This is a genomic window from Brasilonema angustatum, from assembly GCF_059505445.1.
In genome coordinates, this window is record NZ_JCACKO010000153.1 from 71,051 (window position 1) to 85,098 (window position 14,048).

Sequence of the window (14,048 nt, forward strand, 5' to 3'; positions counted from 1 at the left end):
TAAATAGGTTAGATAGTAATGACTCATTGTTGAGTTTTGCTATTGGAGAGACAAATGGGTCGCGCGAAGAAAGTTGTTTTGGCTTATTCTGGTGGTGTAGATACCTCTGTGTGCATTCCTTACCTCAAGCATGAATGGGGTGTGGAAGAGGTGATTACCTTAGCAGCAGATTTAGGACAGGGGGATGAATTAGAACCTGTCAGAGAAAAAGCCCTGAAATCGGGTGCCAGTGAATCGCTGGTGGTGGATGTTAAAGAAGACTTTGTGAAAGACTACGCTTTTCGCGCAATTCAAGCAAACGCTCTTTATGAAAATCGCTATCCATTGAGTACTGCCCTTGCTCGTCCGTTGATTGCTAAAGCTTTGGTAGAAGCGGCAGAAAAATATGGTGCGGATGCGATCGCTCACGGATGCACTGGTAAGGGAAATGACCAAGTACGTTTTGATGTCTCGGCTGCCGCACTTAACCCCAATCTCAAAATACTTGCCCCAGCGCGGGAATGGGGAATGAGTCGCGAGGAAACTATCGCCTACGGGGAACGGTATGGTATTCCCTCGCCAGTGAAGAAAAAGTCTCCCTACAGCATTGATCGTAACTTGCTCGGTCGCAGTATAGAAGCAGGTCCTCTGGAAGACCCCAATGTGGAACCACCAGAAGAAATTTATTTAATGACGAAGGCGATCGCCGACACTCCCGACAAACCAGAGTATGTTGAAATTGGCTTTTCCAGAGGAATTCCTACCACTTTGAATGGCGAACTCATCAACCCAGTTGATTTGATTCAACAACTGAACCAGGTGGTTGGGAATCACGGTGTTGGACGCATCGACATGGTAGAAAACCGCTTGGTAGGTATCAAATCGCGGGAAATTTATGAAACTCCCGCTTTGCTCGTGTTAATTCAGGCACATCGTGATTTAGAAAGCCTGACTCTGACAGCAGATATTAGCCACTATAAGCGTGGAATAGAGGAAACTTACAGCCAATTAATTTACAACGGTCTTTGGTACAGTCCCTTAAAAGGTGCACTGGATGCCTTTATTCAAAAGACACAAGAGCAAGTGTCTGGAACTGTGCGGGTGAAACTATTCAAAGGCAACGCTACCATAGTTGGGCGTAGTTCAGAAAATTCCCTCTACACCCCTGACTTGGCAACCTACGGTGCTGAAGATACATTTGATCATAAGGCAGCAGAAGGTTTTATTTACGTTTGGGGATTACCAACGCGCATTTGGTCACAGCAGCAAAACGCTAGATAAATTAGGCTTTGTAGCGAAAGCTAAGGGTGTAGGGGAATAAGAGAATAACAGAAGAAATGCATTTTCTCTATCCCAAGCGTAAATGCATTTCCCCTACACCCCTACACCCAAGCGTCTTGGTGCAAGTCTGGAGTTGATTTATCTGTGTTACCCTGTGTTCATCTGTGGTTCCAAATATTGGAATATCACTTTTGCAAAAGGTTGACTATTGACTAAGAACTAGTGACCAATGAATAAAAAGTGGTTTCGGATTGGCATCGTGGGTGTATTCTTGCTGTCACTCGCCTTGCGATTTTGGGGATTGGGAAGATTTAACACCTTTGTCTTTGATGAAGTTTATTACGCTAAATTTGGTAATAATTACCTTACCCATACACCATTTTTTGATGGTCATCCACCACTAGGTAAGTATATGATTGCACTGGGGATTTGGATTGGTAGCCATATTCCCTTTTGGCAAGATGAGGTGAATGGGTTTACTGGTTCAGTCATGTCACCCGTGACTTACCGTTGGATGAATGCCTTTTCTGGTTCATTTATCCCTATAATAGTCGCTGCCATTGCCTATCAGATAAGTTATCGTCGTGGTTTTGCTTTACTTGCTGGTTTGTTCACAGCTTGCGACGGTATATTTCTTGTAGAATCTCGCTATGCTCTGATCAACCAGTATATTGTCATCTTTGGATTGCTGGGACAGTGGTTTTTCTTATTGGCATTAGCAAAACAAAGACAACAACGCAGTTTTTGGTTAATACTTTCTGGCATAGCTTTTGGTGCATCAGCTGCTACCAAGTGGAATGGTTTGTGGTTTTTGCTAGGGACTTACCTAATCTGGATATTAGGTTGGGGAATTCGTTTATGGCAATCTTTTAGCTTTGTTGACAACGAAACTTACTCTGAAGTCCAAGAAGCATTTGTTTCTCATCCTCCCGACACAATCAGTGGAAGAAAACGTCAGAAAAGATTTTCTTCTTTATCTTCCTTCGCTTCCTTAAGCGAGTCTAACTCTGGCTTATCTGGGAAAAGAACATATAGAATTTCTCCTGATAATGCTAGCTTAAAATCTTCCAATAATAGTGGAAAGGTCAATCTAACACCATTACAAAAATTAACTCAACTTAATCTAATTCACATTGTTATTTATTTCGGTTTACTCCCTTTAATAATTTACAGTTTGATTTGGATACCTCATTTACTCTTAAATACAAAATTTGGATTTATAGAACTACACAGACAAATTTTACTGTTTCATGAACGTCTTGGTGGTAACACTCCTAAAGTCCATCCTTACTGTGCTGCTTGGTATAAATGGCCCTTGATGACTCGACCAATGGCGTATTTTTACCAAACAGCACAAAACCTTAAGGAACCACCACCTGTTATCGGACCTCCTTTGCCTGCAGGTGCTGGTAAAATTATTTACGATGTCCATGCAATGGGCAATCCGTTTTTATGGTGGTTTGGTGTTGCAGCACTTTTGTTTTTACTTGGAATGCTGGTGTGGCGATTCCTCATTCCTTTGGTCAGGCAAAAACGCTTTTCTCCTCCAAGGACACTGAGTGTTGATACTTGGATTGCCTTATATATAGTGATCAATTATATTGCTAATTTACTGCCTTGGGTGGGAGTAAATCGTTGCGTTTTTATCTACCATTACATGACGGCTGTAGTGTTCGCATTTTTAGCGATCGCTTGGCTTGTTGATCAGTGCTTACGTAGTTATCATATTCCACTCCGCGCTGTTGGTGTTACCATTACCTTTATTATTGTGAGTGCTTTTGTTTTTTGGATGCCTATTTATTTAGGTTTACCTCTTTCAAATTTTGAATATAGACCAATGCGGATGTGGTTTAATTCTTGGATTTAGAATTAGAAATTTAACAACAACTCAGTGAAAGCCACAGATCCCCGACTCCTTTAAAAGTTGTAGGGGATCAAGTTTGCTTACAAATAATTTACAGCGGTTTTCATATCAATAGACCACAAATCGTAGGGGAGCCAGTGCGTTGGACGGGTTTCCCGGCTTGTAGACGCCCGGAGGGCGGCTTCCCGCAGGGTAGCATCTGGCGTTGGGCATTGCTCACAAAAGCCTACGTGATAGACATTTGAGATATTGGTGAGCAATGCCCACCTTACAGAAAACTGCTGTAAGATCACTCCCCAAAAAGTGGACGCTATAGTGCGGAATTCAACCCGCGATCAAGAGTGTTGACCACATCTTTTTGATGCCTACTTGTATCAACATTAAAGTGAAAGGGTATAAGAAGGTAACAAATGGAAAATATATCTTACTCATCTAACTCTTCAGTAACGTCACCTGTTTTTCCTAAGTGCGTACGTGTTTGCCAAAATCGCACTTGTCGCAAGCAAGGTGCAGCCAAGGTGTTAGAGGCTTTTGAAGCGTTACCAACTCCTGAAGTGACTGTCACTGGTAGTACCTGTTTGGGACAATGCGGTAATGGACCAATGGTGTTAGTGCTACCTGAGATGGTTTGGTACAGTGGTGTTCGCCCAAGTGAAGTACCTCTACTGGTAGAACAGCACTTACGCGGTGGTCAAAGAGTGACAAAAATGCTCTATCATCGGTTTCATCCGCAGGGATAATGTTAATTTTTAACAATTTATAGCGATTATAGAGATCTGTACTTTTTTTGACCGAACCAGGACATCTGATTATGAATATTCAGCAACTACGCCAGTCTTTGAAACTTAAGTGGGTAAGTTACTACTACAACAATCGTTCGTGGCTGGGAAAAATGCGAGTTTGGGGAACTTACGATGGCCAACGTCGCCCTTCCTCTGGTTTTATTTTGGCAGCTTTGTCTGCTTTAGAGCCACAGCTTGAAGAAGTTTTGCCTTTGATTTGCGAACTCAACAACGATCCTGATCAGATTGTTGTTGCTTTGGGTCTTAACTTTAATCCTGAGGAGGAATTACACCTAATAGAATCGGCTGATTCTGTAAGTGAAAGCGAGGTTAACTGTGAGTCTGTTCTCCAGAAGTTGCCTGAGTATGAGCTTGTGAGTCCCAGTGTAGTTGCCACAGCAAAAGAAGACGACAGCAAATTTGTACCATCTGTTGCAGTGAGTACCGCAGTTCCTTTTCAAACACTCAACGAGTGTAAATATTTGACTTTTGCTGGAATTGCTAATGATGAGAAAAGTCACAGTTATACCAAGTTGCAATCAAAGGTAGCACCTGTGATTGCAAGCAGAACGAGGTTGCGGGAAGCAATCTTTCTTGACGAGGTACTACAACAGAGTGCTACTTGGCATCAACCAGTACAATCTGTTGAAGTTGCTAGCACTCAAAAGGAAAGCAACTCTGTGGCTTTGATGACAGCTGCTAGCACTGCGGTGGAAACCAAAAGTCAGTTCATACCTTTGGTTGCATTTCCTGAAAACGAAATTGAAAGCAAAAGTCAATCCGTGCCAGATGTTAGCCTTACTGCACGGGAAAAAAGTAAAAACAAACCTAGGTCATCGCTTGCTGTTCCTTCTGATGGAGAAAGTAAAAGTAGACTTGTGTCATCGGCTGCTGTCATTCCTAGGGAAATGGAAAACAAAGCTGTTTCATCTGCTGTTTCATCTATTGCCCTGGCTACCAAGGTGGAAAGCAAAAGTAGGCTTGTGACAACTCCACACAAAAATCCTGGTCATCAAGTTAACCCACCACCTGCTAAAATTACTCGTTTGGCTAATTGGATAGATGACTCTTGCCAAGGAATCGGATGGGATAGAGAGTAGACGCGTTGCGTTCCATGAAATGACTCATCAAAACTCTGGGTAGTCGTGAGAAACGAACGGGATTTCTACGACTTCGCCCTCAACGTCTCCTACATGGACTTTCAAACCTGCACCACCAGCTTTGGTGCGGATGTAGCCAAGCCCAAAGTCACCATCAAGGGTTTTGGTGTAACTCGTCAGTTTGCCAACTTTTTCATCCCCAATGGTGATCACACTTCCTGGTTCAGCACAACCACTTAATTTAATACCATATAAGTGCTGTTTAACACCTTTGTAGGTGTTGAGTCGGGCGATGGTTTCTTGTCCGATATAACATCCCTTATTAAAGGAAATAGTCTGCCATAAACCCGCTTCCAAGGGATTATATTCCTCGGTAAGTTCCTGCTCTGGAGCCGGACGTCCTTGTAATATTCGTAACTTATCCCAAGTAGAATCGCTGATTGGAACTGCGCCAGCTTCCAGAATTTTGCTCCAAACTTCTTGTTTACTAGAAGCTGGCAAAATCAGAGTATAGCCAGGGGAAGCCAAACCACTACCAACGCCTATCAAACCTCCATTAACTGAAGGGATGGAAATGTGATTACCATAAGCTTGACCGATAATTGCTGCAGCCCCCAGCTTTTCTACAACAGCATCACTTTGTGGTCCAATAAGGCTAATGGTGGCAGTTTCGTCAGTGACATCCGTGAGTTGCACCTTGTCAGCAAAGAAGATGTAGCGATCTAGCCATTGCATGAGAAACTCGCGACGGTTTGGCGAAACCAGCAACAACACGGCATCTTCCAGGATGTATACTGTTGCCAAGTCAAGAGTCCGGGCGGTAGAATTCACAAAAACTGTATCACAGCCTTGTCCTGGCTTGAGGGTTTGGATATCGTTTGTGCTTTGGTTGTGCAAGAAGCGGAGGCGATCGCCATCAGAAACTTTGATCCGTCCCCAAAAAGAGCGATCGCACACAGCAACTCCCTCTTGTACTGCTTGGATTGCTGCTGCGTCGTTGGTGTCAATGGCAGATGTAGACATAGTTATATCTTCACAGTTTGCCGCTAGGTTGTGAGCATTGAAAATCTTAGCAAATATGGGTGAGATACTGTAACTTAATTTATAGCGCTTCTGACTTCCTTGCAATACACCACCGAACCCCACCCCCAAACGCTTCGGATAAGATCCCCCCGCCTGCGGCGACCCCCTTAAAAAGGGGGTAAAAGGCTAAAAAAGCTCCTTTTTAGGGGGTAAAAGGCTAAAAAAGCCCCCCTTTTTAAGGGGGGTTGGGGGGATCTACGACAATTTTGTGTACTCAATGAGACTTTCCAAACATCCTCTCAGAGAATACTTTAGCTAAATCTTGCCGTAAACCTTGTCCGATATAAAACTTCATTAAAGCTTCAGGTGACATATCTTTACTATGAGCTACTTTTTTGAGTGATTCCAACGTGTCTGTTGGTATTCTTATCGATACTGTTTCTGCTGCACGCGATCGCAAATGTAGTTCTAGTTCTTCTTCAGAATTTTTCATATAACTTTCTTTCGATACGAGTGATTGGACGAGGATAAATTGGGAGACAGTATAAAATTTCTATTATTCGGCAAATCCAAGCTAAAATATGTGCACTAAAATAAAAAGGCTATGGCGAAATTTTATTAATGATAAATAAGTTATGAAACGAAATTTTACTGCAAGCGTATGGCAGGAAGGTAACTGGTTCGTAGCACAATGTTTAGAAGTTGATATTGCCAGCCAAGGAGAGACTGAAGCTGAGGCATTAGCTAATTTAGGTGAAGCTTTGTCACTGCATTTTGAACCACCAGTAGCCACTAGAACTCCCCAAATTAAGACACTTGAGGTAGAAGTCGGTGCCGCTTAAGCCACTACCTTATCGTGATGTTAAACGTAAATTAGAAGCAGCTGGCTTTGAGGAAGTTACCCAAAAGGGTAGTCACGTAAAATTTGCCAAATCTACAGATGAAGGAACTCGTACTGCGATTGCGCAAAGCGCAGACGCCAAGGGCGTATCGTACCTCGCCATCGGGAAATCACTATTGGTACACTCGGAAGTATTTTACGACAAGCTGGGATAAGTGTTGAAGAGTTTGAGGTTTTGTAATTGTTATAGCGTAGAATGGCGCTGATTTTTGGATTTTTAGTGCAAGTGAAACTAATACCTGTGATTTGTGGCACTTTATATATAAGGTTATATACTATCGTCTATCCGCTTGAGCAAGCGTTTATAAAATTGAGCAACTGCTTGAAAACACCACCCCGTCCCTCGTGCCAAAGCTGATAAAACTTTGGGTAGGGCATATTTTCGGCACAGCCCCATAAAATTTCTGTTGCTTGCTTACGGGTATATTCAGACTGAGAGTTTTGGATTAACTCAACTAAAGCCTTGATTGCAGTTGGGTTATCCTTGTCAATTTTTCTTAAGCTTTCTGCCGCTTGCCTACGGGTAGATTCAGACTGAGAGTTTTGGATTAACTCAACTAAAGCCTTGATTGTAGTTGGGTTATTTTTGCCAATTTGCCCTAAGCTTTCTGCCGCTTGCCTACGGGTAGATTCAGACTGAGAGTTTTGGATTAACTCAACTAAAGCTTTGATTGCAGTTGGGTTATCTTTGCCAATTTGCCCTAAGTTATATGCGGCTTGCCAACGGGTAAATTCAGACTGAGAGTTTTGGATTGACTCAACTAAAGCCTTGATTGCAGTTGCGTTATTTTCGCCAGTTTCTTCTAAGCTAGATACTGCTTGCCTACGGATAGATTCAGATTGAAAGTTTTGAATTAAATCAACTAAAGCGTTGGTTGCAGTTGGGTTATCCTTACCAATTTCCTCTAAGCTATATGCGGCTTGCCTACGGATAGATTCAGACTGAGAGTTTTGGATTAACTCAATTAAAGCCTTGATTGCAGTTGGGTTATTGTTGCCAATTTCTCCTAAGCTATATGTGGCTTGCCTACGGGTAAATTCATCCTGAGAGTTCTCTATTAACTCAACTAAAGCCTTAATTGAAGTTGAGTTATCTTTGCCAATTTTCCCTAAGCTTTCTACCGCTTGCCTACGGGCATATTCATCTTGAGACTTCTCGATTAACTCAACTAAAGCCTTGATTGCAGTTGGGTTATCCTTGTCAATTTTCCCTAAGCTTTCTGCCGCTTGCCTACGGGCATATTCATCCTGAGAGTTTTCGATGAACTTAACTAAAGCCTTGATTGCAGTTGGGTTATCTTTGCCAATTTGCCCTAAGCTTTCTGCGGCTTCCCTACAACTTTCTTCATGTTGAGACTTCTCAATTAACTCAACTAAAGCTTTGATTGCAGTTGGATTACCTTTGTCAATTTCTCCTAAGCTATCTGCCGCTCGCCAACGGATATATTCATCTTGAGACTTCTCGATTAACTCAACTAAAGCCTTGATTGCTTTTGTGCGATCCGTCTGTTGTATTGCTGTTTTGGCTTCTTCTTTTTTTGCAAAATAAAAATCAAAGCTCCACTCAATGATTTGTGCCACTATTGCATCTGCTTGGGGATAATCCTTAAACTCAGCAATCCCCGCTGCTGCTAAAAAGTAGGCTCGATAAGCATAAACTTTGTTGTTTGCACATCCATCCTTAAACTTTCTCAACCGTTGGATAAACTGCTCTTTCTGCTGGCTTTCCACATCCTCTCGCCCCAACCACAGCAAAATTACCTCTTTCCACTGCGGTTCAAAAATGCGGTAAGGCTTGTATCGGAGATTCTTCACACCGCTGTGGCTCCGTCTTTCCTGCGCAGGAGCTACGCTAACAGAATCACATACAGGTTTATTTTTGTGTTCGCGGGGTAGGAAAAAGTCCCAATCCTGAATTGCACACGCTGCGAAATATTCTTGAAACGTAGGATAGAAGAAAGCATAAACGGCTTCGTCAGTTTGAGAATCTCGATCTACTAAATTTAGCCAACCCAAATCACAAGCTAATTTGAACAGCTTTTCGTCCATTTCCTTTGCAAGACTCTCCCGCAAGCGAAATATTGCTGGGCTGTCTATTCCTTCTTGGGCTAATTTCCCCAGATACCAGTGCAATTCCTTTAGATTCTTGACATCATTGTGTTTCCACTCATAAAAATAGCGGCGGAACCTGTCGTATAATCCTGCTTTGGTTTTTGGCAATTCTGCTTGCTTATCGAGATAAAAAATTTGACACAACAGCGCCAACCTCAGCGGATTTTTGACTAACTCGCAGATGCGTTCTCTTCCAGTTTCTTTTAATTTCGTTTGTAGTTGTTCGCCTCGCTGTGGATTTTTGGCATCAGCAAACCACTTGTGAATAAATTCGTCAATTTGCTCTGGCTGAAAATCCTGAGTGCGATACGTGTCAAACCCACTCAGCGGATTGTTAACGCTAGCATCCCAGACATTTAGCCGACAAGTTAGCACCACCCGCGCCTGAGTCAGCCAAGAAGTGAGTTGTTTTTGAATTGTATCTAACGCCCGAACAGGTGAATCAAAACCCATCTCATCCACAGCATCCAACAGCAGCCACACCCCACCCTGCTGGAACCGTTTGATAAACTCTTGCTGAATCTGCGGCTCAATTTGCGACGTGACAACAACTTCAGGATGAGATAATCTCATCGCTTCTGGGAGCCATGTCTTGAGGAGATATTCTTCTAACGTCCTTTTTTCCAGACTAGCCAAAGAAATAAAGATGGGGAAGTTTTCAGTTTGTGACTTGATGAAAGATGCTATCGCCCCTAACAAAGTCGTTTTTCCTGCTCCCGGTTCGCCAATAATCGCAACATGCTTGTTTTTCCCTGTGGGAGTTTGCTCAATCACCTGTTGGAGAAACTCGTCATGTTGATAAATTTGGGCGATGGCTTCTTTCTCTACCTCGTACACCTCATTTAGGTGACAAGTTTCATCCCTACCCCGGCGAGACTGTTGTTTGCGTTCCACTAATCCCAGTGGTACATGAACATTCACCTCACATCCCATCTCAGTGACTTTCCGTCTTAGCCTTTGGGATTCTTGCTGATGTTCCAGCATCGCATCGCAAACTTTGCGCCAGTCAATGGGAGGTATTTTTTCAGACTCTAGCGAATCTTTGCCGATATTTATTGTATCGGCGTTATATATATTACCTTTATTATCTTTTTGCTCGTACCCTTTACCACCAGAAACATTCATATTTCATATTCTATTCAGGTGAGTTTTTATAACTGAGAGCTTGCACGATCACGAGGAAATCACGCTTTGCTTATATGAAATGGTGTTTAAAGTTACTCAAAAATCAGGTCTAGTTTTTCAGTCCATTTTAATGGACTTTGTCTATTAGCCTGGAACTTCAAGTCCTAGGCGGACGAGAACAAAGTCAAATAATATCTAAGAACCTTAACATGTCTTTGACAGGTGCAAGATGTCAGATAAAAAATAGGGAAGCTGATTCTTTGGCTTCCCAGAAACCTAAACTGACTGTTAAGAGGTTGTTTGAAAAGTATAGTTTTTGTCATGCTGAACCCTTCACTTCGTTCGAGGGTAAACTCCGCGGTAGCGGAGTGAAGCATCTGAGCCTCAACGAAAAATTGGGATTCTTCGCTCCATTTCATTTCGCTCAGAATGACAAATTATACTTATCTTGGACTTTCCAAACATCCTCATTAAGAATGCTCGTGAACGTTTATTGTATCAGCGTTATAAAATTTTCCTTTGTTGTGATTTTGCTGATAAGCTTTGCCACCATAAACGTTCATAATGTTGGAACCTTTACCCTCAGCTTCAAGTTCTTGGTTTATTTCATCGGCGAGATGTGAAACTTCTTCTTGAAATTGCGAATCTTCTTCCATCGCTAAATTAAGGTAAGTCTCAAGTCGCTTCAAATCTGGTTGCAAACCCTGCGCTTCTTTATCTATCTCGGCTTTCGCCTTGTGATAAATTCCTAATTTGGAAACGATTTTCTGGCGTAGTTCATTAATTTTAGGAATGACTACCGCTTCAGTTGCTTTCCCAATCAGGGTTTCTGAAACTTTTGTAAAAATGAAACCGATAATTGCAGCCGCTGACAAGGTGACTGGTTCCATAAGTGTAACTCTAAAAAATTTATACACATATGACTTCAATGATAACCAGTACAATTCCGCAAAAGGTTTGCTTAATTTTCTTTCCCCTCTTCTCTTAGCCTGTTAGTCACAGGGCATTATTAGGGTGGGCATTGCAATGCCCACCCTACACCTTTTTTTATAGATTCAGATCTTGGAACCTGAGGACATTTTTTACCGTCTTTTGTCTCAGATGGCAAAGAAAGTCCTCAGAACTGTTTTAGCAAAGTTACTCTGGTAAATTTGCAAACACCTGTTCAACTAATTCCTGCGCTTTAGTATCCAAGTTTTGCCAGTCTACATCACCGTTTTCGTCAATTAAATCAGTATCAATGTCAACTGTCTCATCCCCGGAAATGTAGTTGCGAAAACAGACTCGGTAACACAATTCCCATAAATCGATACTGATTTGTTGCTCTTGACGGTGTAGATACAAATGATATCCTGGATGGGGAATTGGCAAACGGGAGAGTGTTTCTCTGATTTCCAAAGCCTGCTCCGGTGTCGCGGCTTCTAGCTCTTGCAGGAGGTTGGTTACTATTGCTTTCGTCTCATCAGTAGTGCCAGTAGGCCAAATCAGGACATCTTGATAAGTTCCCGTCCAAGAAGATACATCAAGCAGCTTGCGAATATTATCGACAACGCGAATGAAAGCAGGTTGCATGAGCAGTTCCGCCTGATCCCATGCTACTGAGTTGTTAATTTTAGGTGGCATTGGAATTGACAAGAGGTATTGAAAGAAAAATTAACAATGTGTATTTATTAAAAAACTGTGTTTTACATTTAAATCTTTTCTCAAGATAGCGGATTTCATTGAGAAATTATTGGAGATATTTATTACCATCTCTAAAATTGGGTGTTATCGCTGGGGAGTGAATATGATAGGCAAGCTACTAGATCATCGTTACCGACTGAATAAAGTCCTGGCTACAGGAGGATTTGGTGAAACTTACATCGCCCAAGATACAAAACGACCAGGCAATCCGATTTGCGTTGTCAAACACCTTAAGCCTGCCAATTCTGAAGCGAAAATGTTTGATACCGCCAAGCGTCTGTTCCAAGGTGAAGCTGAAACCTTAGAATATTTGGGCAATCATGACCAAATCCCTCGGCTTTTGGCTTATTTCGACGAAAATCACGAATTTTATTTAGTACAAGAATTTATTGAAGGGCATCCTCTGGGTGACGAATTAATTCCCAATCAACGGTGGAGTGAAAGCCAAGTTATTGAATTGCTGGTGGAAGTTCTGGGCATCCTGAAATTTGTCCACGGACAAGGCGTGATTCATCGCGATATCAAGCCAGATAATATCATCCGTCGCGCTTCCAATAGAAAACTCGTTCTCGTGGATTTTGGAGCTGTCAAACAATTGCGAGGATCTGGTGGATATGGTGGGCGATCGCAAATGTTTACGGTTCATCACTCTGCCACTGTAGCCATTGGGACTCCTGGCTATATGCCCACGGAACAAGGTCAAGGCAAACCCCGTCCCAACAGTGATATGTACGCTCTAGGCATTATTGCTATTCAGGCGTTAACAGGAATAGCGCCAGTAGATTTCCAGGAAGATCCTAACACTGGGGAAATCCTCTGGCAGCATTTAGTATCCATAAGTGATGCTTTGGAAGCCGTGTTAAGCAAAATGGTACATTATCATTTTAAAGACCGTTTCCAAAGTGCATCAGAAGCACTACAAGCATTACAGCCACTTTCCTCAACCAGCTACACGCCCAAGGAATATACAAATACAACTTCTAGCCATCAACCAATTAAGTCCTCATCTGCCTTATCTCCACTGTCTCGACAAAAAACGATCGCCGTTGCGCCAGCAAATCCTGTCGTTGCTCAATTAGCACCAGCAACTCCCAAATCTCTCCCCAAAAGTTCTAGTGGACCAGATCTATTACAGTTTGTGATTATAGGAATTTTGGTTGCTGGCGCGGCTGCTGTCAGCCCAAGTGTATTTAAAAATGTTCAAAGTTTTGCTTCTACTTTTGCTATTAATAATGACACGACCTCAGCACAAAACTGTTTAGCTGTTGTTCAAGAAAATTCTAATATCCGTTCTGAGCCAAGTCCTATTAATGATGATTCTATTGTCAAAACTGTTCATAAAGATACCAATTTTGAAGTAACAGGCAAGCGAACAAAACGCGATTGGGTACAGATAAAACTTGACCCTACAAAAACAGCTTGGGCAAACTCAGAAGTTATCAAAAATAACGAACAATGGGTTTCTTGCCTGCGAGACAAGGGGACTGCAATCAAAATAGTTGATGATGATGACCTGATTGCAGCTCGCCCTAAACCCAAGCCAAAAGCAGAATCAACAGTTGATGCAGCAACGTTATCATCACCCGAGTCAGAACAATCACAAACATCAAAAAGTTTATCAGCAGATAAATTAACAGATAAATCAACGCCCGCCACTGTACAAGGCGGTTCCACCAAGGTAGTGGAAGAAGCAAAACAGAAGTACGAATCAGGAGATTTACAAGGTGCGATCGCCTTGTTAAAGACAATGACTGCAAATCCTACTGCTGTTAAACAGACAACAGAAATGATATCCCAATGGCAGCAAGATTGGTCTAAAGCGGAAGGTTTATTCAAAGACCTTGACACAGCCCTTGGTAATGGGCAATGGGATAAGGTCTTAGCTTATAAAGACCATCCAGAAAAACTACCCAATATTCAGTACTGGCGAAACAAAGTAGAGCCATTATTTCAAGAAGCTGCTGCCAATTTAGCAAAACAACAGCTTCTTCCTCAACTAGGCAATCCTACCAACCTATACAAAGCCAAACTGGAACCTCAAAATTCCAGTGAGAATTATGGACTTAACATGATGGATGATTTCGATAACATCGAAACTCCAGAACTACAGGAAACTCCCCAAAATCATCAGTAATCAAATTTATCAATAAACTTTGATTTGTTACTGATAGTTCTTGGTTAGCAGTTAGTTATTAGTT

At 42.1% G+C, this 14,048-nt stretch carries 12 protein-coding genes; 7 read left to right on the plus strand and 5 right to left on the minus strand.

The window, feature by feature from the left end; all coding sequences use genetic code 11:
* Window positions 1-54: 54 nt before the first annotated feature.
* From AC5JM2_RS33485 to AC5JM2_RS33500, 4 genes are all read left to right on the plus strand, one after another.
* Window positions 55-1,260, plus strand: a complete 1,206-nt coding sequence (locus tag AC5JM2_RS33485; RefSeq protein ID WP_495840129.1) for an argininosuccinate synthase — start codon at window positions 55-57, stop codon at window positions 1,258-1,260.
* 229 nt (window positions 1,261-1,489) lie between these two features.
* Window positions 1,490-3,127 carry a dolichyl-phosphate-mannose--protein mannosyltransferase gene (locus tag AC5JM2_RS33490; RefSeq protein ID WP_495840131.1) on the plus strand — a complete coding sequence of 546 codons (1,638 nt, stop codon included), beginning with the start codon at window positions 1,490-1,492 and terminating at the stop codon, window positions 3,125-3,127.
* Window positions 3,128-3,534: 407 nt separating this feature from the next.
* The gene (locus tag AC5JM2_RS33495) at window positions 3,535-3,864 is read left to right on the plus strand and encodes a (2Fe-2S) ferredoxin domain-containing protein (protein ID WP_495840133.1); all 330 of its coding nucleotides are present in this window, start codon (window positions 3,535-3,537) and stop codon (window positions 3,862-3,864) included.
* Between the two features lie 71 nt (window positions 3,865-3,935).
* Window positions 3,936-5,006, plus strand: coding sequence for a DUF5331 domain-containing protein (locus AC5JM2_RS33500; RefSeq protein WP_495840135.1), 1,071 nt, complete (start codon window positions 3,936-3,938; stop codon window positions 5,004-5,006).
* A 27-nt stretch (window positions 5,007-5,033) separates the two neighbouring features.
* Here AC5JM2_RS33500 and ygfZ read toward each other — a convergent pair whose 3' ends face one another.
* Together ygfZ and AC5JM2_RS33510 are read right to left on the minus strand one after the other, a co-directional pair.
* The gene (gene ygfZ / locus AC5JM2_RS33505) at window positions 5,034-6,029 is read right to left on the minus strand and encodes a CAF17-like 4Fe-4S cluster assembly/insertion protein YgfZ (RefSeq protein WP_495840137.1); all 996 of its coding nucleotides are present in this window, start codon (window positions 6,027-6,029) and stop codon (window positions 5,034-5,036) included.
* Between the two features lie 274 nt (window positions 6,030-6,303).
* Complete coding sequence (locus AC5JM2_RS33510; protein WP_495840139.1) at window positions 6,304-6,522, minus strand: hypothetical protein; 219 nt, start codon at window positions 6,520-6,522, stop codon at window positions 6,304-6,306.
* Window positions 6,523-6,664: 142 nt separating this feature from the next.
* Between AC5JM2_RS33510 and AC5JM2_RS33515 the strand changes: the two genes are divergently transcribed.
* Window positions 6,665-6,871, plus strand: a complete 207-nt coding sequence (locus AC5JM2_RS33515) for a type II toxin-antitoxin system HicB family antitoxin (RefSeq protein WP_495840141.1) — start codon at window positions 6,665-6,667, stop codon at window positions 6,869-6,871.
* Entirely contained in the window at window positions 6,861-7,085 is a 225-nt protein-coding gene (locus AC5JM2_RS33520) for a type II toxin-antitoxin system HicA family toxin (RefSeq protein ID WP_495840143.1), read from the plus strand. The genes AC5JM2_RS33515 and AC5JM2_RS33520 overlap by 11 nt, the downstream gene beginning before the upstream one ends.
* Before the next feature lie 127 nt (window positions 7,086-7,212).
* Here the strand turns inward: AC5JM2_RS33520 and AC5JM2_RS33525 are convergent, their stop codons facing one another.
* The 3 genes from AC5JM2_RS33525 to AC5JM2_RS33535 form a co-directional block, all read right to left on the minus strand.
* Entirely contained in the window at window positions 7,213-10,167 is a 2,955-nt protein-coding gene (locus AC5JM2_RS33525) for a HEAT repeat domain-containing protein (RefSeq protein WP_495840145.1), read from the minus strand.
* A gap of 470 nt (window positions 10,168-10,637) precedes the next feature.
* The gene (locus AC5JM2_RS33530) at window positions 10,638-11,057 is read right to left on the minus strand and encodes a hypothetical protein (protein WP_495840147.1); all 420 of its coding nucleotides are present in this window, start codon (window positions 11,055-11,057) and stop codon (window positions 10,638-10,640) included.
* A gap of 247 nt (window positions 11,058-11,304) precedes the next feature.
* The gene (locus AC5JM2_RS33535; RefSeq protein WP_495840149.1) at window positions 11,305-11,790 is read right to left on the minus strand and encodes a hypothetical protein; all 486 of its coding nucleotides are present in this window, start codon (window positions 11,788-11,790) and stop codon (window positions 11,305-11,307) included.
* 163 nt (window positions 11,791-11,953) lie between these two features.
* Here AC5JM2_RS33535 and AC5JM2_RS33540 point away from each other — a divergent pair, with 163 nt between their 5' ends.
* Window positions 11,954-13,984, plus strand: coding sequence for a protein kinase domain-containing protein (locus tag AC5JM2_RS33540; protein ID WP_495840151.1), 2,031 nt, complete (start codon window positions 11,954-11,956; stop codon window positions 13,982-13,984).
* The last annotated feature ends 64 nt before the right edge of the window (window positions 13,985-14,048 follow it).